General features: G+C 53.8%; 20 protein-coding genes. 6 read left to right on the forward strand and 14 right to left on the reverse strand.

Annotation, left to right across the window (positions count from 1 at the left end; all coding sequences use genetic code 11):
- Positions 1-130: 130 nt before the first annotated feature.
- Complete coding sequence (locus tag FHG12_RS21280) at positions 131-256, reverse strand: hypothetical protein (RefSeq protein ID WP_262711404.1); 126 nt, start codon at positions 254-256, stop codon at positions 131-133.
- Positions 257-1222: 966 nt separating this feature from the next.
- Here FHG12_RS21280 and FHG12_RS13610 point away from each other — a divergent pair.
- Together FHG12_RS13610 and FHG12_RS13615 are read left to right on the forward strand one after the other, a co-directional pair.
- Positions 1223-4513, forward strand: a complete 3291-nt coding sequence (locus FHG12_RS13610; protein WP_139516250.1) for a SusC/RagA family TonB-linked outer membrane protein — start codon at positions 1223-1225, stop codon at positions 4511-4513.
- Between the two features lie 135 nt (positions 4514-4648).
- Complete coding sequence (locus FHG12_RS13615; RefSeq protein ID WP_165699401.1) at positions 4649-6178, forward strand: SusD/RagB family nutrient-binding outer membrane lipoprotein; 1530 nt, start codon at positions 4649-4651, stop codon at positions 6176-6178.
- Between the two features lie 81 nt (positions 6179-6259).
- Here the strand turns inward: FHG12_RS13615 and prfB are convergent.
- The 8 genes from prfB to FHG12_RS13655 form a co-directional block, all read right to left on the reverse strand.
- Positions 6260-7337, reverse strand: a protein-coding gene (gene prfB / locus FHG12_RS13620) for a peptide chain release factor 2 (RefSeq protein WP_139516252.1) whose coding sequence is annotated in 2 segments (ribosomal slippage) — positions 6260-7285 and positions 7287-7337 — 1077 coding nt in all. Because the reading frame shifts where the segments join, the coding sequence is not laid out codon by codon here.
- A gap of 135 nt (positions 7338-7472) precedes the next feature.
- A complete protein-coding gene (locus tag FHG12_RS13625) occupies positions 7473-8537 on the reverse strand; it encodes a branched-chain amino acid aminotransferase (protein ID WP_139516253.1) in 1065 nt (354 codons plus the stop codon).
- A 106-nt stretch (positions 8538-8643) separates the two neighbouring features.
- Positions 8644-9192, reverse strand: a complete 549-nt coding sequence (locus tag FHG12_RS13630; RefSeq protein ID WP_139516254.1) for a cob(I)yrinic acid a,c-diamide adenosyltransferase — start codon at positions 9190-9192, stop codon at positions 8644-8646.
- Positions 9193-9312: 120 nt separating this feature from the next.
- The gene (locus FHG12_RS13635) at positions 9313-10038 is read right to left on the reverse strand and encodes an ABC transporter ATP-binding protein (protein ID WP_139516255.1); all 726 of its coding nucleotides are present in this window, start codon (positions 10036-10038) and stop codon (positions 9313-9315) included.
- A 15-nt stretch (positions 10039-10053) separates the two neighbouring features.
- Positions 10054-13074: a hypothetical protein gene (locus FHG12_RS13640; RefSeq protein ID WP_139516256.1), complete on the reverse strand. Its 3021-nt coding sequence runs from the start codon at positions 13072-13074 to the stop codon at positions 10054-10056.
- A gap of 42 nt (positions 13075-13116) precedes the next feature.
- Positions 13117-13404 carry an Asp-tRNA(Asn)/Glu-tRNA(Gln) amidotransferase subunit GatC gene (gatC, locus tag FHG12_RS13645; RefSeq protein WP_139516257.1) on the reverse strand — a complete coding sequence of 96 codons (288 nt, stop codon included), beginning with the start codon at positions 13402-13404 and terminating at the stop codon, positions 13117-13119.
- 26 nt (positions 13405-13430) lie between these two features.
- Positions 13431-14312 carry a lysophospholipid acyltransferase family protein gene (locus FHG12_RS13650; RefSeq protein ID WP_230471121.1) on the reverse strand — a complete coding sequence of 294 codons (882 nt, stop codon included), beginning with the start codon at positions 14310-14312 and terminating at the stop codon, positions 13431-13433.
- A gap of 124 nt (positions 14313-14436) precedes the next feature.
- A complete protein-coding gene (locus FHG12_RS13655; protein ID WP_139516258.1) occupies positions 14437-15024 on the reverse strand; it encodes an NUDIX domain-containing protein in 588 nt (195 codons plus the stop codon).
- Positions 15025-15463: 439 nt separating this feature from the next.
- On the opposite strand from FHG12_RS13655, the gene FHG12_RS13660 reads away from it, so the two are divergent.
- Positions 15464-15718: a hypothetical protein gene (locus FHG12_RS13660; RefSeq protein ID WP_139516259.1), complete on the forward strand. Its 255-nt coding sequence runs from the start codon at positions 15464-15466 to the stop codon at positions 15716-15718.
- 135 nt (positions 15719-15853) lie between these two features.
- Positions 15854-16429, forward strand: a complete 576-nt coding sequence (locus FHG12_RS13665; RefSeq protein ID WP_139516260.1) for a ribonuclease HII — start codon at positions 15854-15856, stop codon at positions 16427-16429.
- Positions 16430-16471: 42 nt separating this feature from the next.
- On the opposite strand, the gene FHG12_RS13670 is transcribed toward FHG12_RS13665, so the two are convergent.
- The 3 genes from FHG12_RS13670 to FHG12_RS13680 form a co-directional block, all read right to left on the reverse strand.
- Positions 16472-16915, reverse strand: a complete 444-nt coding sequence (locus FHG12_RS13670) for a response regulator (RefSeq protein WP_139516261.1) — start codon at positions 16913-16915, stop codon at positions 16472-16474.
- 67 nt (positions 16916-16982) lie between these two features.
- A complete protein-coding gene (locus FHG12_RS13675; RefSeq protein ID WP_139516262.1) occupies positions 16983-18515 on the reverse strand; it encodes a sensor histidine kinase in 1533 nt (510 codons plus the stop codon).
- A gap of 35 nt (positions 18516-18550) precedes the next feature.
- Positions 18551-18913, reverse strand: a complete 363-nt coding sequence (locus FHG12_RS13680; RefSeq protein WP_139516263.1) for a CZB domain-containing protein — start codon at positions 18911-18913, stop codon at positions 18551-18553.
- A 225-nt stretch (positions 18914-19138) separates the two neighbouring features.
- On the opposite strand from FHG12_RS13680, the gene gcvT reads away from it, so the two are divergent.
- A complete protein-coding gene (gene gcvT, locus FHG12_RS13685; RefSeq protein ID WP_139516264.1) occupies positions 19139-20239 on the forward strand; it encodes a glycine cleavage system aminomethyltransferase GcvT in 1101 nt (366 codons plus the stop codon).
- A 153-nt stretch (positions 20240-20392) separates the two neighbouring features.
- Positions 20393-21115, forward strand: coding sequence for a 2-phosphosulfolactate phosphatase (locus FHG12_RS13690; protein ID WP_139516265.1), 723 nt, complete (start codon positions 20393-20395; stop codon positions 21113-21115).
- Positions 21116-21141: 26 nt separating this feature from the next.
- Here FHG12_RS13690 and FHG12_RS13695 read toward each other — a convergent pair whose 3' ends face one another.
- Together FHG12_RS13695 and dtd are read right to left on the reverse strand one after the other, a co-directional pair.
- Positions 21142-21480, reverse strand: a complete 339-nt coding sequence (locus FHG12_RS13695; protein ID WP_139516266.1) for a nucleotide pyrophosphohydrolase — start codon at positions 21478-21480, stop codon at positions 21142-21144.
- 50 nt (positions 21481-21530) lie between these two features.
- A complete protein-coding gene (gene dtd, locus FHG12_RS13700; protein ID WP_139516267.1) occupies positions 21531-21980 on the reverse strand; it encodes a D-aminoacyl-tRNA deacylase in 450 nt (149 codons plus the stop codon).
- Positions 21981-22019 lie beyond the last annotated feature (39 nt).

A 22019-nucleotide genomic window follows, 5' to 3' on the forward strand; every position in this document is an offset into this window, starting at 1 on the left:
AGTAAGAAACTATTTTTTAACGACTTATTAAGCGCATCCGCCCCGGCCCTCCGTCGTAAGTGTCGGGCAGAAACTATGATAAGGTTGTTTTATCATAAGTAGTTGACAGTAAATGAATTATGAATAAGCATCAAATTTGTCCCCAGCCCTTGACAGTGGCAAAGCTTTCTTTCTCGTCGGCCTCGCCGTACACGCTCATGCCGTTGATGCCGCCCGTCATGCCCATGCCGCCCAACCCTTCGACGGGTACTTCCAACCCTTGGCTGCCTATCGCTACTTTTTAAGAATATTCATACGGAATGGATAAGGGTAAACGCGAAGTGAATGTTTTTACCCTGCAAACATCCAGGCGTGGGCCACAGCCGGAACTACACAAAATTCAGTTTCTACGACACAAAACGGCGCTAGTACGGGCAAGGAAGTGCGTACCAGACGGCCTTTTATGTCACAGAAACCTAGTAGGAAAGAAAGTAGACTCAGGTTGTATATAACTGATAATGAATTGGTTATATGTGCTTTGATAAGCCCTTGTCCGGTTTCAGCAAGAGCGAACCTGCTGATAGCAGAATTTCAACTTGCCGTGAGCGCGGAGCGGAGTAAGAGTATAAGGATGTATATGTATAAAAGAAGAAAGGAGGATAAAATGACCGTTAGCGGGTCGGATCTGTCCTGCCTTTAAGGGAAACGGCAAGATCTCAGTGCATTTATAGTATTATATGTATATGCTACAGGCGAATTCTGTAAAAGAGAATATAGCTCATTATTTAAATGGTATTGATTTTATATAATTATTTCTTCTGTAAAATATGGTTTTTCAATGGCTTCGACTATTGGCTGTTAGGCAAAAGGGGACTTTGATGCTCGCCTTATCTATAAGTTAATGCTTAGTCTTTTTGGAAGTTATGGCTAGGCAAAATGTTTTTTAATTTAGTTTAGATGACTTTAGCAACATGCGTTTGTACATGTATGACTTATCATAGTTTGGAAAACGGTTTTATCACAAATTTCTTGACATCCATTTACTCAGTAAACCCTGCTATCTTTACAATAGGATCTAGCATACTCATCTTGCAAGGACACACACAGGATGTGACAAACCAGCCCGGTTGGTTGTGAAAAAATCACCCCTAAAATCCAATGTCAAGGCTGGAATTTTGTTAGGTTTGGAAAATCATAAACCCTTTTCACTCACTTAAAAGCCACAAAACAACACTTCACTCACATGAAAAAACTGTTTCTATTGTTCAACCTTTTGCTCTTTACAGCCCTGTTGCAGCAGGTTGTGGCGCAAAATCGCTCCATTTCTGGGCGAGTAACTGACCGGGCTTCCGGCCAGGGACTGCCAGGAGTAACCGTTGTTGTGAAAGGCACAACGGTAGGAGCTTCTACCAATTCGGATGGAACGTATGCGTTGAGCGTGCCTGCTTCGGCCACCGCTCTTACCTTCAGCTCCATTGGTTACATCGCAGTAGAAAAGACTCTTGGTGATGCTTCTACTTATGATGTAGCCCTGGCTACCGATTCCAAGCAGTTGGGCGAAGTAGTCGTAACGGGTGCACTGGGTATCCAGCGTCAGCAACAGCAAGTAGGTTATGCTACGGCTTCGCTGGATAGCAAAGAGTTGACCCAAGCCCGCGTTACTAACGTTGCCAACGGCCTCGCTGGTAAAGTGTCGGGTCTGCAGATTCAGACTCTGAACAACGGTGTTAACCCAAGCCCACGCGTAACGCTGCGCGGTAGCCGCTCCTTGACCGGTAACAACGAAGCCCTTATCGTACTTGACGGTGTTATCACCACGAACGATGTGTTGGGAGCTCTTAACCCCGACGATATCGCTTCTATCGACGTACTGAAAGGTGCTAACGCAGCAGCTTTGTACGGTTCGCAAGCTTCTAACGGTGCCTTAATCATCACCACCAAAAAAGGCAAAGCCGGTACTTCGCAGGTTACTTTCTCGCACACTTCGCAGTTCGAGTCGATCTCGTTCCTGCCTAAGTTCCAGAAAGAATTTGGTCCTGGCTCACCTGACTGGTACAACAACTCAGACAACGCCAAAGCTGGCGTGTTCTTCAAACCCGACAATACCCCTGATACAGGCTACGGCTACCAGTACCAAGGCTTCGAAAACCAGCAGTACGGTCCTCGTTTCGACGGTTCGGTTCGTCCTTTCGGTCAGGCTTTGGCTAACGGAGACGTACAGCAACTCACGTATGAGGCCCGCCCAGATGAGAAGCGTAAGTTTTTCAACACTGGCTATCAGATGCAGAACGGCGTAACGTTCTCGGGTGGAAATGACAAAACGAAGTTCTTCGCTTCTTACCAGAACCTGCGCAACAATGGCATCGTGCCGAAAGACGTATTTGACCGGAACGCCTTCCGCTTCAATGCTTCGCACGAAATTGGTCGTTTGACAGCTGGTTTCAACATTTCGTACACGCAGCAAAAGGCTAATGTTACCTCGAACCTGGACCGTAACACCTCTGTGTACTGGAACGTGTTCAATACGTCGGTAATGGCTCCGCTCACGTCGTATAAAGACTACCAAAACGACAAATACTCCGATCCAAGCTTCGGCTATTACAACGCCTACTACTTCAACCCGTACTTCATCATCGATGCTAACCGCACGACTGATCGTCGGAATACAGTACAGGGTAACATTGACTTGTCTTACAAGCTAACTGATTGGTTGCGTGTGCAATACCGTTTAGGCACCACCACTACTGCCCAATCGAACGAGAACACGCAAAACAAGTTCACGCTCGCACCAGGTTCTCCTAAGCAAATCGCCAGCTACACTGGTTTTGTACAAGACCTGAGCAGCAGCTTGACGCGCATCAACTCGGATTTGTTCGCCAGCATGGACAAAACCTTTGGCGATTTCAGCGTGCAGGCCATCCTGGGTAACAACGTTCAGCAGCTGGACAGCCGTTATGACTATGTAGCTTCAACTGCTTTGGCTGTGCCAGTTACGGATGCAGCAGGTGTATTCAACCTGCAAAACCGCATCGGTAACTTAGATGGCCGTGCAGCTCGCGCTCAAACTCGCTTATACGCCTTCTACGGAGATCTGACCCTCGGTTACAAAGACTTCTTCTACCTGCACGGTTCAGGTCGTAACGACAACATTTCTATCCTGGATGCTGGCAACCGCAGCTTCTTCTACCCTGCGGTGGATGCATCTTTCGTTGTTACCAACGCTGTTCAGTCTTTGAAAGACCTTTCTTTCTTGGATTATGCTAAGATCCGTGGCGGTATCTCTAAGGTGAGCCAAGTAAACTTGTCAGGTGCAACCGTCAACGGTGTGTACAACACGGGTGGTGCTTACCAGACTGCTGCTACCTATCCCTTAGCACTAGGCTTCCCCTTCCCTTCGCGGGCATCCTTCACCGCAGCTGGCCAACTGGTTCAGCCCGGTCTCAAGCCTGAAGATACCCGCTCGATCGAAACAGGTATCGAACTCAGCTTCTTGCAGCGTCGGATCGCGGCCGCTGCTACTTACTACGCTCAGCGCAGCACCAACCAAACGGTTAACACAACTATCTCTGGTGCATCGGGTTACCAAACTCTTCTGCTGAACGCAGGTGAAGTGCAAAACCAAGGTGTTGAACTTGACCTGAATCTGACTCCTATTCGCTTAGAGAATGGCTTGAGCGTGACGGTTGGTGGTAACTTCAACTACAACAACAACAAGGTAATTTCGCTTCCCGGCGATTTGCCACAGCTCGTGCTTGCTGGTAGCGGTGCCGCTGGCCAAACTACCAACGCAGACTTGTATGCTATCAAAGGCAAGCCTTTCCCTTCTTTGGTGGGTACCTATTATCAGCGCACCGACGATGGCCGGGTGAAAATGGCAAAAGTGAGTGATCCGAATGATCCGACCCTGCAGCGCTACGTTCCGCTGATTGCTACGGACACCAAGAATTTCGGCAACACTCAGCCGAAGTACAAGTATGGCTTCAATGCCAACATCACTTACAAAGGGTTGACGCTGTCTGGCCAAGGTGAACTCCGCACGGGCTATGTTGTGTACAACACCATTGGCGAAAACCTCGACTTCACGGGTGGTGGCCAGCGCAGTGTACAGTTCGGTCGTCAGGATTTCGTATATCCTAACTCGGCTATTCCTCAGACGGATGCCGCTGGCAATGTCACCTATGTGCCTAACACAACGGCACTGACGCCAGGTGGTTCGGAGTTCTGGGCTAACACGCCAACTTGGAACACGGGTGTAGCTGAAAACTACGTTACCTCAGGTAAATTCTTCAAGATCCGGGAAGTATCGCTGAGCTATGCGTTGCCGACTGCTATGGTATCAAAAATTGACTTGGTGAAGGGTGCTTCGGTGAATATTTTTGGCCGGAATATCTTTACGTGGGTACCGAAATCAAACATCTATACGGACCCCGAATTCAGTAACACCGCTATCGGCAGTAATGCCATTGGTATCAACACTGTTTTGCAAACGCCTCCTACCAAATTCTACGGGGCAACGCTTAACGTAACCTTCTAATCTGATTTATTCATGAAAGCACTTTTTAGAGTCCTGCTCGCTGCAGCGCTTACCTCTACAGCGACAGGTTGCGAGAATTTTCTCGATATAAACAAGAACCCTAATACCGCGACCTCAGTAACTCCCGACGCACTTTTGGCTAACGCTCTTGTTACCACTGCTGCTATTTACACGGGCGGTATATCTGCGGGTAGTAACTATAACACCTATGCCAGCTTTGCTGCTGGTTATTGGGGTAAGTCGGGTACGGTAAGTGGCTTTTCACAAGAGCGTACTTACACGTATTCTACTACTTATTACCAAGCGCTTTGGAATAACACCTATGACAACCTGAATGACTATAACCTCATTCAGCAGCAAGGTGCGACTACTTACCCCAACCATGCGGCTATTGCCCGCATTATGAAGGTGTATGATTTCCTGTTGCTGGTAGATGAGTACGGTGATATTCCTTACACCAGCGCATTGAAGGGCCTTGGAAACACAACTCCTACCTATGATAAGGCAGCTGACATCTACAAGGATTTGGTAGTGCAGCTAAAAGGAGCAGTAGCTGATATCAATGCAGCACCTGCTTCGGCTCCGGTTGTAGGCAACGAAGACGTTGTGTTTGGTGGCGGTGCCACTGGCATGCTTCGTTGGAAGAGGTTTGCCAACAGCCTGCGCCTGCGTATTCTGTTGCGTGAGTCGTCGACCAACGACGCCGCACTGAATTCTTATGTAGCCACAGAAATGGCTGCTTTGCAGACGGCTGCCGACGGCTTCATTGACCGCGACGTAGCAGTACAGCCAACCTACACGGCTAATACCAACCAGCAAAATCCGTTCTATGACCGTTACGGATTTGCTGCAGGTGCTACCCGTGCACAATCTGAGTACAGCTATATCCTGCCTACGAACTACATCATCCGGCAGTATGAGAGCAACAGCGATAACCGTATCACTCAGCTCTACCGTGTTGGCCAGATTAATATCCCAGGCACAACAACTGCCAAAGCTGGTTATGCCGGAACTGACTTAGGTGAAGCAGTGCCTCCGCAGTTTGACCCTACGGACGGTGCTACCGTTGGCTCGCGTTTCCTGCAAGGCGGAACTTTCTTGCGCAGCGCTACTGCTCCAACCATACTGATGCTCCTGTCTGAGCACCTCTTCTCGAAGTCTGAAGCCGAAGCGCGTAATTTGATTACCAACGGTGATGCCAAGCAGGATTACCTGGACGGCATCAAAGCTTCGTTCGTGACCACTTACCGTGACGGTAACACTGTACCTACTACGTTGGCTGCCTCCGCTTCTGCTCCAGGCACCACGCAGTATGCAGCCTACCTGACTGCTAATGCTGCCAATGGTTTGGTAGATTGGGACGCCGCTACTACAACTGTGCCTGAAGGAACAGCTGCTTCTACTGCTCCGCTCACTACTCCGCGTGCCGTAAGCAAGACTGATAAAATCCTCTATCAGAAGTACTTAGCTGAAAACACGATTGCTAGCGTTGAAGCATGGGATGACTTCCGTCGTACTGGCCAGCCTAAATTCAAGCCGGCTCTGACTGCAAATCCGATTCCGAAGCGTTTGTTTTACCCACAAACGGAGGTTAGCACCAACCAGGCTAACATCCCAGCTGGCGTAAATCAAAACACGCGAATCTTCTGGGACGTGGTAGACTAACCGAGTCCACTTCCAGAATACAAAAAAGGGCTGCCCAATTGGGCAGCCCTTTTTATTTAACTCGTTGGCAAACGCGAACAGTTAGTTCTGCATCAAAAAACCTTTGATGTATTCATCTAGGTCACCATCCAGCACATTCTGCACGTCAGTGCGCTCGATGCCGGTACGCAGGTCCTTAATGAGCTTGTAAGGATGCAGCACGTAGTTGCGAATCTGCGAGCCAAAATCGATGCGTTTTTTAGTGGCTTCCACCTTATCACGTTCGGCGTGGCGTTTGTCCATCTCGATCTGATAAAGGCGCGATTTGAGCATGCGCAGCGCGTGTTCCTTATTCATGAGTTGGCTACGCTCAATCTGGACGGCGATGATGATGCCCGAAGGGGCGTGGGTAAGCCGCACGGCAGTTTCCACCTTGTTCACGTTCTGACCACCCGCGCCGCCCGCCCGAAACGTATCCCAGGTGATGTCGGCAGGGTTGATCTCGATGTTGATGGTATCGTCGATAACCGGGTAGGCAAATACCGAAGCAAACGATGTGTGGCGCCGCCCGCTGCTATCGAAGGGTGAGATGCGGACCAGCCGATGCACCCCGATTTCGCTTTTGAGGTATCCGTAGGCGAAGTCTCCGTCGATCTCAAGGGAGGCCGACTTAATGCCTGCACCCTCGCCGGGCTGGTAGCTGATTTGCCGGACGCCAAACCCGTGGCTTTCTGCCCACATAATGTACATGCGCATGAGCATTTCGGCCCAGTCCTGGCTTTCGGTGCCGCCGGCGCCGGGGTTGATGTCGATGATGGCCGAGAGCTGATCTTCCTCATCAGAAAGCATGCGCTTGAATTCCAGCGCTTCGACGGCTTTTAGGGCCTTATCGAATTCCTGCTGCATTTCCTGCTCGGTTGCTTCGCCTTCTTTGTAAAAATCAAAGAGTACCTCCACGTCGCCCACGGTTTGCTCTACTGCTTCGTAATCGGTGGTCCATACCTTTTGGCCCTTGATTTCTTTCAGTATGGCCTCAGCCTTTTTGGAGTCGTCCCAAAAGTCGGGGGCAGTAGTCTGCTTCTCGATTTCGTCTACTTGGGCCTTGCGCGTATCGTAGTCAAAGGTACCTCCTCAGGGCCTCAGCGCGGCCCTTCAGTTCCTTAACCTGGTCTTGGGTCATGGGAATCTTAAAAGTGAAATGTTAGGACTGGAATGCACTAAAGGTCTCAAAAAATAAAGCGGCTAGCTCTAAAAAGAGCCAACCGCTTTATAAAATATTGATTATCAGATGTTTATGCAGAAAGGTAGTTTGGCCTTAAACCTGTACCATCCAGCCGTGGGTATCAGGAGCAGCGCCCGTGCGGATGGCCGTCAATGCGTCGGATACACGCCGGGAAAAGGCCTGTGGACCGGTCGTGGGCAGCGTATGGTCTTGGCCTTGGTACCCGATTACGGCAATGGGCGCAATGGTGGCCGCAGTGCCAACGCCGAATGCCTCCTCTAGCGTACCCGCCGCCAAAGCATCCAGAACCTCAACGGCCGAGACTTTGCGTTCTTCGACGGTCATGCCCCAATCGCGGGCTAGTTGAAGCACGCTGCGGCGCGTAATACCATCCAGAATGGAAGTGCTCAGCGCCGGGGTAATGAGTTTGCCTCCAATGACAAATGCTACGTTCATCGTGCCCGATTCCTCGATGTAGCGGTGTTCCGAAGCGTCGGTCCAGAGCAGCTGGTTGTAGCCTTCCTGCTGGGCCAGCTTGGTTGGGTACATCGACGCGCCGTAGTTGCCGGCATTTTTAGCGTAGCCTGCGCCGCCTTCAGCCGAGCGCACGTACTTTTCTTCGAAACGTACCCGCAATGCTTTGTTATAAAACGCGCCTACGGGGCAGGTAATGATCATGAAGCGATACGTATCCGAAGGACGTACGCCCAGCATGCCATCGGTGGCAAACATGAACGGCCGGATGTACAGCGAAGTCCCTTGGGTGTTCGGCACCCATTCGGCGTCCAGCTTGATGAGTTGCAGCAGGCCTTGCATAAACAGCTCTTCGGGTACGGCAGGCATGCACATGCGCTCGGCCGAGGCATTGAGGCGCCGCAGGTTATCCTCCGGACGGAAAACAGCAATATCGCCTTGCTCGTTTTTGTAGGCTTTCATGCCCTCAAAAATGGCCTGACCATAATGCAAAGCCGAGTTAGCAGGACTTACTGTGATGTCGCCGTAGGGCACAATCTGAGGCTCTTGCCATTCGCCATCGCAGTAGTCCACCACAAACATGTGGTCGGTGAAGGTTTTCCCGAACTCGAGGTTTTCGGGGTCCAAGAGCGCCAGGCGCGAAGCCGTGGTGCGTTGGGTCCGGATGGTTAGGGTTTCGAGCATAAAAGTGGGGGTGGGTGGAAATGTGTGTTGAAGGAAGGGTGGGTGGTATTCTTAAAACGGGATTCCGGAGTAGCAGTTGCCGGGTGGGGGCTCGGCAACGGGTACGTTACAGGCGCGGTTTCCAGGTAACCTCTTCCGCGCCCAAATCGTGCGCCATCTGGCGACTAAGCACGAACAGATAATCAGATAAACGGTTTAGATATACAATCACCAAATCGGCCACGAACGCATCTTCGTGGAGCGCAATTGCCAGGCGCTCGGCGCGGCGGCATACGCAGCGCGCCACATGCGCATACGACACCGAGGCGTGTCCGCCGGGCAGGATAAATTCCCGCAATTCTGGCAGGTGTTCGTTCATCTGATCTATTTCGCGCTCCAGCAGTAAAACGTCGCCGTCGTGCAGATCCGGAATTTTCATCTTCGACTTTTCAGGGTCCGATGCCAGGGAAGCACCAATGGTGAAAAGCCGGTCCTGAATTTCTTTGAGCATCTCACGGCGTGGGCCGTTCACGTCTTGGTCGCGCACCAAGCCGATGTAAGAATTCAGCTCATCGACGGTTCCGTAGCAATCAATTCGCAGGCTCGATTTCGGGACGCGCGTGCCGCCAATTAAGGAAGTGAGGCCTGTGTCGCCCGTCTTGGTGTAAATTTTCATTCAGCAATTGTCATTTGCCAAGCAACAGTCGGCCAGCCAGTATAGATAAGTATATTTTATAAGTAATTGATAGTCAAATATTTATAATTTAGGTAGTTATAATGGTAGCGATGAGCTTGTCTAACCCGGCACCGTTAGATGGTCGTGCCGGGCGACATCCGTGTTTACGGCATCCGACTCGACCAAGCCATCGCGCAGGCGCACAATGCGGTGGGCATACCGCGCAATATCCTCTTCGTGCGTTACCATAATAATGGTATTGCCTTTGGCATACAGAGCCTCAAACAGGTCCATGATCTCGTAACTCGTCTTACTGTCGAGGTTACCCGTCGGTTCGTCTGCCAGGATGATGCTGGGGTCGTTGACTAGTGCGCGGGCAATGGCCACGCGTTGGCGCTGACCACCCGACAGCTCGTTGGGGCGGTGCTTGGCCCGGGTTTCCAGGCCTACGCTTTTGAGGGCTTGCATGGCCTTTTCTTCGCGGTCGCTTTTGCTAAAACCTGCATAAATGAGCGGCAGCGCAACGTTATCGAGTGAAGTAGCGCGCGGCAGCAGGTTGAAGGTTTGGAAAACGAATCCGATTTCCTTGTTCCGAACTTCGGCCAGCTGGTTATCGGTCATGCGGCTAACGTCTTGACCATTAAGTACATACCGGCCGCTGGTTGGGGTATCTAGACAGCCCACAATGTTCATAAGGGTAGACTTGCCCGATCCCGAAGGCCCCATGAAAGCGACGTATTCGCCCCGTTGGATGGTGATGGTGACGGACCGCAACGCGTGGATGCGTTCGGTACCCATCTGGTACATTTTGGAAATATCGGTTGTTTCGATAACAGGGTGCAGCATAACCAAGCCAAGAGGTTAGTTCCAGGGGGCAGTAGCCGCAGCCTGCGCGGCGCGGCGCGCGTCGTACTGAGAACGAAAGGTAGCGTATTCCGGGGGGGAAAGCAACGAGCGCAATTTCTCCAAAGAGGCCTCCGCATATTCCGTCAAACCAGCCGGAATAGCTGCCAAAGCGTATCCTTTCAACAGCTGCGGCGAATCTGCATTGTATTCCAAGCTGCGCAGCAGCACGTCGTAAGCAGCGGCGTAGTCGCGTCGTTGCGCATAAAAGTTAGCGGCGGCCAGCACTCCTTCTTCCACGTAAGGGGCCTGATTGGCAAGCTGTTGGTAAAGCTGGGCCGCCTGTGTGGGGTTGTTGCTTAGCTCGGCCGCTACTGCGCGGTAATAGAGGCGGTAAGGCTGGTGCAAAGGCTCGAAATACGCGGTACGAGCAATTTGCTGCAATGCTGCCAGCTGTTTGCCGCGTACTAACAGATTACCTCTCAAGATATTCCACTCAGAAGTTTGCGGCGACTTGGTGGTAGCCTGCGGGGCGAACTCCTCGATGACTGCCTGCACATCTGCTAGCTGGTTGCTGACCAACGCGCGCCGCGCTTGCGCCAGCATCGCGACTTGCAGGGCCGGCGCAGCACGAATAGCTTTCGGAGCAGACAATTGCTCTGATGGGGGCAACTCAGCACCGCGCAAAACGAAGTATTGCGCCCGCACCGAATCGGTGGCCTGCCCGAAGTCGGTGGGGTAGCGGAGTTGCAATGCTTGCACCAATTGCCGGGCAGCCTGAGCCTGACTGGCATCTGGAATGCGCGTTGCCCGCACGGCGGCGACGCGTGCCGAATCAGGTTGGTTGCTCAGTGCCAAAGCGTATGCTCGTGGCAAGTGCGCATCGGCATAGCCATTGGTAGCAGCTTCCGTGAAACGCGCTGCTGCTGAAGCGTTTGCGCCTTCCTCCAAAAGCCACAGACCTTGCAGATGTTGGTAATACGCCACACCGGGCGAATTGCCAGTGGTCAAAGGAAGCAGGGCGGCCTGGGCCGTCACGGGCCGGTCGCCGTACTGCTGCGTAAGCGCCACCAAAAACGTCAGTTGATCGAAATATGCGCTGTTGCCCTGCCGTTTTACCAACTTGGTCAGCGCGGGCAGCAACGTAGTGTCATGGGCAACGGCGCGACGCAAGGCATCGTGATACAGGCGCGAAAACTCTGGCAAGGTCAGGTCCTGATCAGAAGCCAAAACTTTCACCTTCGGCGCCGGCTTGCCCGTGAGTTGGGCCAAAAGCAATGCGTTGCTCTGAATAACGGGTTGACTATCAGGTGATTTTGTTTCTTCGGTTAGCTTCTGGGCTTCAGCCAATTGCTGTTGCTGCACCAGAAATGCAATGCGATTGGCTCGAATTACCGGATTTTCAGGCGCCAGCGCCTCGGCCCGGTGCAAGTAAAACTCAACCGAATCGGTAATGGTCGAACGGGTGTAAAGCTGTGCCATGTCGTTGGCGAGCGCTGCACTCTTCGGCGCGCTTTTGAGGCCTTGACGCAACACCTGCAAGCGATCGAAGAAGTCGTTGGGCTCATTGTAGAGCGAGGCCAGCCGCAGCGAAATCTTCTCTGAAGGCCGCCGACTCAAGGCCCTGCGCAGCGCATTGATCTCGTTTTGGCGTTGGGCGCGAAAGTGATACAGCGCCGCCCGCCCAAGGCTGGCCTTGTGGTTGAAGCGATCGAGGACGTCGCTCTCGGCGTAGTAGCGCTCGGCCAGCAGCGCCAGCGCATCAACTGTTGGCTGTTGTTCGCTCTGGAGGCGGGTCAGGTCACCTAGGTTATTGAAGTAACCGGCCTGCACCTGGTCGCGCAGAAAAAAGTTGTTTCGTGCCTGCACCGCGATAATGCTCGCAATGCCCAGCAAATACACCACGTACAGCGGAAAGCGGCGCGGGTTATACACCACGCGATACACGCGCAGGCGCTGCCGAATAAGCTGCGCGAAGTTGATGAGGATATACAGCAGAAATGCTCCCCCGCAGGTAAGAAAGGCCAGCGCCACGAAATCACGACCCGCCGTCAGCAACGGGTCGTTGGCTGTAGCAAACGCGTATCCCAAAAAGCCTAGCGCTAACACGCAGAATGTCAAATAGATATACCTGGCGCCGGGCGCATACGGCAGCCATTCGCCATAAGAGGTAGCGCGGCGTTGCAACCCAAACCAGCCGATAACCATGGCCGGCAGCAGCAATATGTACGGATCGAGGTGAACGCCCGGCAGAATCAGAAGTTCGCCATCGTTGAGGTAGTACATGAGCAAAATGCCCAAATACAGGCCGCTGGCCAATAAGAAAGGCAGCAGCCCAAAACGGCTGGACGCATTTTCGGCCTGCGTATTAAACCACAGCAAGCCGTGAATATTCTCGAAGGCCACCCACAGAATGAGCAAGCCTACCGCTATTGCACCGGAGGTGGTAGCGTAACTGGCTAAGTGTAAAGCAGTTGTGTTAGCGGGGTAATCGCTGCGCAGAAAGAGCAGCGCCGACAATCCGGCAAGTAAACCCGCAAACAACAGGATGCGCTGCCACAACGGTACATCCGTCCAGAAGGCATGAAAAGTATAGGCCGGCACGCCCAACGCCAGCAGCGCCAGCATCAGAAAGTACTGCTTCTGCGCGTCGAAAATGCCTAACAAGTCGGCATTGAACGACATGAGCAGGAAAATCACGAAGGCCATGCCTGCTACAAAAGCCGGGCGGGCGAGCGTACTAATCGCCGCCAGCGCATAAGCCAAGGCAATCGCTACGAGCACCAACAGTGCAGCGGCCGCTTCCGGGCGGACGTAAGGGCCCGCCATGTCGTAGGTTTGGGTAATCAGGTAACCATTGACGCGCATTGGCAGCGCCGCCAAGCCCACCTGTACCTGGTGTAGTACCAGCGGTACGGGCTTAAGCTGCGGTACGGGCAGCAGCGGAAACGTCTGGTCGTTGCCGGTGGCATAGTGGTAGCAGGCTAGGCCAAAGGCCAGCAACACCAAAAGGCCCAGCCCCAGAAGCGGGCTGCGCAAGAGCGACCGGGATTGCGGAACTGAAGAAATCGGCACCCGAAGTTAGTCCAGCACTTTCGGTACGCGGAAATAATCCGAGTCTTTGCGCGGCGCGTTGCGCAGCCCGTCTTGGTGACTGACAGTGTTGCGCGGCTCATCGGGACGGAGCACATTGATCTCCTGCGACAAGTGCACCAGCGGCTCGATGTTGCTGGTGTCGAGCTGGCGCAGTTGGTCTACCCAGTCCAGAATCTTGTTCAGGTCGCCGAGCATTTCCTGCTCTTTGGTAGCATCAAATTCCAGACGGGCCAGATGTGCCAGATTGCGGAGCGTGTTTAGATCGGTACTCAAGGGATATGGAAATAAGAAGGTCAGAATTAAGAATTAGGCAGGCTTAGCTCGGCTTTGCTGTCAGTAGCAACCGCATCTTGCACAGGATCAGTGGCTTGTACTCTAGGCACTGCCTGATCTGCTGCGTCAGTCTGCCGCCACGAGGAGGCCTCCGGGATGCCCGCCGCTTCAGGCCGAAATTCGCTGGCAATGATGGCGTACGCTTGGTCTTTCAGAGCGGTAACGTCGGCTAAGGTCAGGGTTTTTGTCGGAATGGGCTCGTGAATCACCACGCGTAACGGCGAATAGCGCACCCGCAGCGTGCCGCTCACGTCGGGCATGAAGCGATGATTCAGGGGCATCGTGATGGGCACTATCGGTACACCGGCTGCAATGGCGAGCTGAAAAGCTCCTTCCTTGAACGGCACCATCTCTTCGCCGGGCTTGGGCGAAATCGTGCCTTCCGGAAAAATAACCACCGATCGGCCCGCTTCTAGGCTTTTGCGCGCCTGCACAATGGAGCGGCCCCGGCTTACGGCACTGTCGCGGTTCACAGTGATATAGGCTCGGCCAAACAGCGGTCCCCAAAGTGGAACTTTGGCCAAACCGCTCTTGCCCACGATATTGAGAAACCCCGGAATGGCCTTGAACAGCAGCGGAATGTCGATGTAGGAGCTGTGGTTGGCCACATACACGCACGGCTGACCGGCGGGCAAGGGTTTCTTACGAATTACCTCCACCGGCATTCCCCACATCCGGATGGCGAAAATGGACCAGCCGCGGTTGATGGTGTGCAAGTGGCGGTACCACGCGGGTCGCTGCGCCAAAAGCCACTGCGCAGGATACGTCACCACGAAGGGCAGCACAAACCAAAAGGTGCTCCAAGTAGTGTAAAGTCGGTGGCCGAGGAATTGCAACAAACGACGCATACCGCAAATTTAAGGGTTTGAAAGTTTAGGCGTTTTCTAAACCAGTAGTTTAACCTTCCAAACGTGAAGGCGGTATGAATCGGAGTATTTAAACTAAGTTTATAACATATTAATTATCAATGTATTATATATTTTGCTTTCGGGCCTGTAATGTTCTTTCTGCTTTCAGCAACCCGATTACGCTGATGGCGTCGGTGATGCGGTTGTCCATGGCCATTTGCACGGCTTCGGCCAGCGGAAGTTTCCACAGGCGGAGCTCTTCGGTTTCCTCCGGCTCTACATCGCCGTGCTCCAGTTCTTCAGCTAGAAACACGAAGCCTTCTTCGTCAGTGACGGAATTGGAGGTGTGCAAGCGGGCAATGTTGGTCCAGCGGCGGGCCGTCATGCCGGTTTCTTCCCGCAACTCGCGCTGCGCCGATTCCAGAATATCGAGCTCGACCAAGCCGCCGCCCATCGGAATCTCCCAACTGTATTCATTCAAGGGGTAGCGGTATTGGCCCACCAGCCACGTATTGCCGTCAGCATCGACGGGCACAATGCCAAGGGCTTTGTTTTTCATCGACACCACGCCGTAGATGCCCGGACCGCCAGCGGGGTTGATAACTTGGTCCTCACGAACGCTAATCCAGGGATTATTATATTTTATCTCGGTTCTGACTACTTGCCACGGATTGCGAGTTTCGTCAAATGCGGGGTCTGGAACGTGATGCATAGCTTGGGGTAAGCAAAATGGAATAAGGCAAAGGTACAATCTGCGGAGAAAGTAAGCTCAACCGTACAAACGTCTACCGAGCGGGAAGGCGGCTTTACCGCGTGGAGGGGGACTTTGGTCAAAAAGATTCGTCGCAAAGGGCTGACGCATAATAGCTTTGTGTAACAAAAGTACCAGCGCTGGTAGGGAATATGGAAAGGAAGGACCTTCCAGCGTGGCGTCGGGTGGAAGTTAGGAGTAGGGTGGATGAATAATCAACCCCGACGCACAGAAAAAGGCCGTTGTGTAAAACAACGGCTTTTTTGTTTGTATGCACCAACGCACTGACGGCCAACAGGTGAGCAAGTAAAGGCCAAGGTTTTGTTCCAACCCCAATCTTATCGCTGCCGTAACATTCTCTTAACCGGCTGCTCACTTCCCGGCCGGTTCGGAATATTCTATGGCAAACCAACCAAAAAAACAGTCCGCTCCACAGCAACCCGGCGATCCGCTTTTCAACCTCAAGCACGCGCAGGCCGAAGCCGAGCTGCAAGCCAAAACCGGTGGCCTCGGCCCGATCACCAATGTGTACACTACGTCTGATGAGGAAGACGAAATAGACCGCGGACAAGGCCCCCTTGACAAGCAAGGCCAGCGTCGCGGCGCCAATGACCCAACCGACCTGAGTGGCAGCACTGCAGGAAGCCACAAATAGAAACTGCGTTCCAAATCGGAATATCTTTTAAATCAATACGATAACGGCCGTCCCGGTAGCCTGCCTTGCTACCGGGACGGCCGTTCCGCGTTTCGGCTTACTACATAGTCGGGCGCGAGCGGTATTTTTAGGGCCATGCTACTTTCTTCTTACACCGGCCAAGCGCTGGAGGCTGGCATTGACGAGGCGGGGCGCGGCTGCCTAGCCGGACCCGTATTTGCGGCAGCTGTCATTTTGCCCCCCGATTTTGCGCCCGCCTACCTCAACGATTCCAAACAGATGACGGCCAAGCGACGCGAACATATGCGCGGCGAAATCTGCCGGGAGGCCATTGCTTGGGCCGTTGCCGAAGCCTCGCCCGATGAAATTGCCAGCATCAACATTGCGCAGGCCAGCTACTTAGCAATGCACCGCGCCGTGTCAGCTTTGCCGGTCGTGCCCACTCATTTGCTGGTCGATGGCAACCGGTTTAAGCCGTACGCGGGCATCGAGCATACGTGCATGATTGGCGGCGATGGCCGTTTCCGCCACATTGCTGCGGCCTCCGTGTTGGCCAAAACCTTCCGCGACGAACGCATGCGGGAGCTAGCCGCCGAGTATCCGCAGTACCATTGGGAGCAGAACGCCGGCTACCCGACGGTGCAGCACCGCGACGCTATCCGTAAGCACGGCCCCACAGAACATCACCGGATGGGTTTTCGGCTGCTGTAGATTAACTATTTGATTATGAAATAGTTGCATTCAAGATGGCAGCTAATTCTTCAGTTGCAGCAAGTCCAGGAAAAGGCTAAACCCATCGACTGTAGTAGCGCCTTCGCCAAACTTGTCGAAGCTAAGCGGCTTGATGATGTAGCCGCTCACAGCCAATTCCTGCGCTTTCATGCGCTCGGTTTCGAGGTCGGAGGTGGTCATGATAAATACATTCAGGCCCACAAACTCGGGGTCGGAGCGCAGGGTTTCGAGCAGCTCAAGCCCGTTCATGCGGGGCATGTTGATGTCCAGCATGACCACGCTGGGCTTGGTGATTTTGTCCTGGCCCGCTTCGCCACGCAGCAAATTGAGGGCGTCGCGGCCGTTGCGGGCGATGTGCAGCGGTACGGCGATGTCATGCTTGCGCAACTCACGCTGCACGTTCATAATGTCCATTTGGTCGTCTTCGACGAGCAAAATGCTGGGTTGAGAAACGTCGGTTGCCATGAGTGAAAGGAAAAACGAAGGCGGCCGGAATAGGATACGCTTTTGGCCTATACGGCTTTTGGCCGGGTTAGGCTGCGGACAACGGCTGTTGGGGCCGCAGATCTAGGGCGCCGCCGTGTTCTTTAGCCCAAGTAAAGGTGAAGGTGGCGCCCTGGCCTTCCGCCGATTCAACCCGAATGGTGCCCCCGTGCTGCTCCACAATCTTCTTGACGATGGTCAGTCCGATGCCCGTGCTTTCGAATGTATCGCGCTCCGTCAGGGTCTGAAAAATGACAAAAATGCGGTCGTGGTACTCAGGCGCAATGCCAGGGCCGTTATCCGAAACCGAGAAAACATACTGCTGCCGATCCTCCCGGCATTTGATGCGCACCACGCCGGTTTCGGGGCGCTCGTGGTACTTGATGGCGTTGCTGATAAGGTTGGTGAACACCTGCTGAAGCTGCACGCGCGTGGTCGAAAGCGTGGGCAGGTAGGAGGGAAGCATTATTTGAAAGCCCTCGGGCGGCGCCAGCGAATCGATGATTTCGTGCAGCAATTCCCGCACATTTACCCGCTCCGCAACCTGCGTAACGCGCCCCACGCGAGCCAGCTCCAGAATTCCGCTGATCAGGTGCTCCATCCGCTGCACGCGCACGCGCATCAGCTTCAAAAACTCCTGAATCGCTTCCGGCACGTCGCTGCCCATGTCTTCTTCAATCCAGCGCGAAGCACTCTCAATGCCGCGCAGCGGTGCTTTTAAGTCGTGCGATACGACGTAGGCAAACTGGTCCAGTTCCTTATTGCGCTGCTCCAATTGGTTGATGGTGCGTCCGATGGTGCGCGACATCGTGTTCAGCGACAGCGTTAGGGCACTGAGCTCGTCTTCTTCCGAATCGTGCATGCGGGTAGTGTACTCGCCATCGGCAATGCGCGTGGCCAGTGCCACCATGGTGTCGATGCGCCGGGAAATAAGCCGGACAATATAGATAGCCCACGTTAATCCTAATACTGTGGTAATCAAGGTTATAACAATTGAGATATAACGAGTTTGCTGAATGCTGGACGCCAGCTTTGCGCGCTGTTTGTCGCGTGAGGTCAGCTCTTCGCGGTCGAAAGCATTAAAAAGCACCCGAATCTGATCGATAAGGCGTTTGCCGGTCAGGTCTTCTGCTAGGTTGCGGTGCTCCAGGCCGTCCATGGCGATCTGGTTTTTGTCGCGAAACCGCGCCTCCCGTTTTTCGCTGATGAGCAGGTGAGAGTACGCCGTCCATTGCTGGTACAGGTGCTGCGCCCGCATGATGCGCGCGTACTGCGGATCTTCTTTGTCGAGCAGGCTGCGCAGGTGGTTGAAGCTGGTCAGCAGGGTGCGTTCGCCCTCGTAATAAGGCACCAGCACCGCTTCGTTGCCGATCAGCAGATAGCCCCGAAAGCCCGATTCCATATCGACGATGCTGCGTAGGAGCGTAGTGGCTTCCGCCGTCACGTTCTGCGACTGCGCCACCCGCTGCGAGTTGCGCAGCACCTGCCGCGAAAGCTGGTAGTTGATGGCCACAACAGCCGTAAACAGCACCGAAATGGCCAAAAAGCCAGCAAAAAGTTTGGTAGAAAGCTTGAGCTTCATGCAGCAACTACAACGGCGCGGCGCAACAAGGGTTACTACGCCTGCGCGAGTTTTTGCTGCATCAGGCGCAACAAATCCGTCAGTTGGTCAGCCAGTGCATCTACTTCCAGCAAGCCATCAATGGCCTGCTCGGTTTGGCCTTGTAAGCGCAGATCCATGAGGCGGTTGGCCACGCGATGAATTTCACGGTGCACCCGATCGAGCTGGCGGCTTTCCGGCAAATGACCGTATTTTATAAGTGCCTCATTATGAATCCATTGTCCGAAAGCGCAAATCTCCGGGTTGCGGATGGGCTCCTCGTCAATGTCAGTGCCGTAGAGGAAGGAGCGCAGCTTCGATTTGAACAGCAGATGCTTTACCGATACTGTGCGAAATTCTTGTTGTAACTCTTCGTTCATAGTAGCTACGAAGCTATACGGAGCAACCGGCGAAACGATCCGGCAAAAGATCTAGTCCACGGGAAGCAATGCTTATTCGTAAAAAGGGTGGCGTCGCACACCCGGTTTTATTGGCTAATTTCGCCCTTCTTGAATGGCCAGTCACAAACCGACACCTAGGCGCAAAGGTAGAGATCTACTGCCCGGCGGCCGGCCATAATTTCTCACCAACCCTTAGTCCCACCCATGGCCGAAGAACTCAAAACTGTTACCCTCAACGATTTGCACCAGCAATTGGGCGCCAAAATGGTGCCGTTTGCGGGGTATAACATGCCCGTGCGGTATTCCTCCGACCTCGACGAGCACCACACGGTGCGCCGGGCGGTAGGCATTTTTGACGTGTCGCACATGGGCGAGTTTCGGGTGCGCGGCCCGCAGGCGCTGGACCTGATTCAGCGCGTGACCAGCAACGACGCCAGCAAGCTCACCGACGGCAAGGCCCAGTATTCGTGTCTGCCCAACAACGATGGCGGCATCGTTGACGACTTGTTGGTGTACCGACTGGCCGAAAACGATTACCTGCTGGTCGTCAACGCCTCGAACATTGAAAAGGACTGGAACTGGATCAGCCAGCACAACACGCAAAGTGCCGAAATGGAAAACATTTCAGACCAGATCAGCCTGTTTGCGGTGCAAGGCCCGAAAGCAATTGACGCCCTTCAAAGCCTCACCGACGTTGACCTGAAGAGCATTCCGTATTACTCCTTCGTGCAAGGCACTTTTGCCGGCGCCGAAGACGTAATCATTTCAGCTACAGGCTATACTGGTGCCGGTGGCTTTGAGCTGTACGTGCCCAACAAATCGGCGCGCGAGGTGTGGGATAAAGTAATGCTGGCTGGTAAAGAGTTCGGTATCAAGCCGATAGGCTTGGGAGCCCGCGACACCTTGCGTCTGGAAATGGGGTATTGCCTCTACGGCAACGACATCGACGATAGTACGTCGCCGCTGGAAGGCGGCTTGGGCTGGATCACGAAGTTTACCAAAGAATTTACCAATTCGGCCGCCATCAAGCAGCAGAAGGAGCAAGGTGTCAGCCGCAAACTCGTTGGTTTTCTGATGGACTCCGGCGGCATTCCACGCAGCCATTATCCGTTGGTCAACGAGGCCGGCGAGCCGATTGGCGAGGTAACTTCCGGCACCCAATCGCCTTCCCTGAGCAAAGGCGTAGGCTTGGGCTATGTAAAAACCGAGTACAGCCAACCCGGTAGCCAGATTTTTGTGCAGGTACGCGGCAAAAACCTGCCTGCCACTGTCACCAAGCTGCCTTTTGTAAAAGGCACGGAATAACCAAAATCATAAGGGTGCAGCTGTTGCACCAAGTCCGTCATCCGGAGCGTGAGCGAAGGACTTCTATACACGTAGTATTCACTGCAATAGAGGTCTTTGGCTCACGCTCCGGATGACGGACATTTTTATAGACTCATCTACTTGATACCCCAGATGCCTTCTCTTGATATTTGCTTCACGCCGGAGCTATTGCCGCTCTATGACTTGCGCGGTCGCGTAGCGGTAGTCGTTGATATTCTGCGCGCTACCTCTTCTATGGTTACGGCGTTTGCGGCGGGCGTGACGCACATTGTGCCGGTCAGTGAGCTGGACGATTGCCGGCGCCTCGGCTTGGAGCAAGGCCACCTCACCGCTGCGGAGCGTGACGGCCGGCAGGCAGAAGGCTTTGATTTGGGCAACTCGCCCTTTGGCTATCTAGACGGCGTGGTGGCAGTACGAGGGCGCGCCGTGGCCATTACCACCACCAACGGCACCACGGCCATTCACCGCTCACTCAGTGCTGATGCAGTCATTCTGGGCGCTTTTCTGAATCTGGAAGCCGTTGCGGCGTTTTTGCGGCGCACCGGAAAAGATGCTGTGGTCGTGTGCGCGGGCTGGAAGGGGAAATTTAACCTGGAGGATACCGTTTTTGGCGGTGCCCTGGCCGAATTGCTGCAAGCCGACTTCGACGTGACAAGCAGCGACGCGACGCTGGCGGCGCACCACCTCTGGCAACAAGCAAAGCCCGATCTAGCGGGGTATCTACTCCAGTCGTCCCACGTCCGCCGCCTCAACAGTCTGGAAGCCAATCAGGACATGGAATTTTGCGTCCAGCTGAACGAATACAACCTTGTCCCGATCTGGCATGATGGGCGCTTGGTGGTGGCCGAAAAATAAGTGCTTCGGCTCAACAAGAGGCTATTTTAGCCTTCCGAGCTTTTGAGCTTGTCGTTGTTGCGGTGGCGGTCGGCGTCGCGGATGGTTTTCTTGGCCAGATTGCGTTCGAGCGCCTCCGTCAGATCCACTCCGGTTTGGTTGGCCAGGCAAATCACCACGAACAGCACGTCGGCCAACTCATCACCTAGAACCCGATCGCGGTCAGAGGCCTTAAACGACTGCTCGCCGTACTGCCGGGAAATGATGCGCGCCACTTCGCCCACTTCTTCCGTGAGAATAGCCATGTTGGTAAGCTCGTTGAAATAACGAACTCCGGTGGTCGTAATCCACTGATCGACAGTCTGTTGAGCTTCTTGGATGGTCATAAAACCTGTATTGCTAAATACTTGATTATCAATATGTTGTATGCTAAATCTCAAGCTGATGGCGAGTCCAGTACAATGGTCACGGGCCCGTCGTTGAGCAAGCTCACCTTCATGTCGGCACCAAACTCGCCGGTCGGTACTGGCTGACCCAGCAAGGTTTCCAGCATCTGCACAAACTGCTGATAGAGCGGAATGGCCACCGGCGGCGGCGCAGCCCCGATGTAGCTGGGGCGGTTGCCCTTGCGGGCGTCGGCCAGCAGCGTGAACTGGCTGACTACCAGCACCTGGCCGCCCACATCCTGCACGCTGCAGTTCATTTTGCCTTCCGCATCCCCGAAGATGCGGAGCTGCACCAGCTTGCGGGCAATCCAGTCGAGGGAGCGGGTGTCGTCGTCGGGAGAAAAGCCGGCCAGAACTAGCAGCCCCGGCCCAATATGGCCCGTGATGCGGCCTTCAACGGTGACACTTGCTTCGCTGACGCGTTGAATAACGACTCGCATACAGGATATTTGGAGGGAAGAAGCACACGTCGGCTCTGC

The sequence above is a fragment of the Hymenobacter jejuensis genome (assembly GCF_006337165.1).
Taxonomy (GTDB): domain Bacteria; phylum Bacteroidota; class Bacteroidia; order Cytophagales; family Hymenobacteraceae; genus Hymenobacter; species Hymenobacter jejuensis.

Excerpts from the sequence above, each read along its gene's own strand:
- FHG12_RS13610 (WP_139516250.1), top strand. The coding sequence starts at position 1,223 with ATGAAAAAACTGTTTCTATTGTTCAACCTTTTGCTCTTTACAGCCCTG.
- FHG12_RS13625 (WP_139516253.1), bottom strand. The coding sequence starts at position 8,537 with ATGCTCGAAACCCTAACCATCCGGACCCAACGCACCACGGCTTCGCGC.
- FHG12_RS13630 (WP_139516254.1), bottom strand. The coding sequence starts at position 9,192 with ATGAAAATTTACACCAAGACGGGCGACACAGGCCTCACTTCCTTAATT.
- FHG12_RS13635 (WP_139516255.1), bottom strand. The coding sequence starts at position 10,038 with ATGCTGCACCCTGTTATCGAAACAACCGATATTTCCAAAATGTACCAG.
- FHG12_RS13650 (WP_230471121.1), bottom strand. The coding sequence starts at position 14,312 with ATGCGTCGTTTGTTGCAATTCCTCGGCCACCGACTTTACACTACTTGG.
- FHG12_RS13655 (WP_139516258.1), bottom strand. The coding sequence starts at position 15,024 with ATGCATCACGTTCCAGACCCCGCATTTGACGAAACTCGCAATCCGTGG.
- FHG12_RS13660 (WP_139516259.1), top strand. The coding sequence starts at position 15,464 with ATGGCAAACCAACCAAAAAAACAGTCCGCTCCACAGCAACCCGGCGAT.
- FHG12_RS13665 (WP_139516260.1), top strand. The coding sequence starts at position 15,854 with ATGCTACTTTCTTCTTACACCGGCCAAGCGCTGGAGGCTGGCATTGAC.
- FHG12_RS13670 (WP_139516261.1), bottom strand. The coding sequence starts at position 16,915 with ATGGCAACCGACGTTTCTCAACCCAGCATTTTGCTCGTCGAAGACGAC.
- FHG12_RS13675 (WP_139516262.1), bottom strand. The coding sequence starts at position 18,515 with ATGAAGCTCAAGCTTTCTACCAAACTTTTTGCTGGCTTTTTGGCCATT.
- FHG12_RS13680 (WP_139516263.1), bottom strand. The coding sequence starts at position 18,913 with ATGAACGAAGAGTTACAACAAGAATTTCGCACAGTATCGGTAAAGCAT.
- gcvT (WP_139516264.1), top strand. The coding sequence starts at position 19,139 with ATGGCCGAAGAACTCAAAACTGTTACCCTCAACGATTTGCACCAGCAA.
- FHG12_RS13690 (WP_139516265.1), top strand. The coding sequence starts at position 20,393 with ATGCCTTCTCTTGATATTTGCTTCACGCCGGAGCTATTGCCGCTCTAT.
- FHG12_RS13695 (WP_139516266.1), bottom strand. The coding sequence starts at position 21,480 with ATGACCATCCAAGAAGCTCAACAGACTGTCGATCAGTGGATTACGACC.
- dtd (WP_139516267.1), bottom strand. The coding sequence starts at position 21,980 with ATGCGAGTCGTTATTCAACGCGTCAGCGAAGCAAGTGTCACCGTTGAA.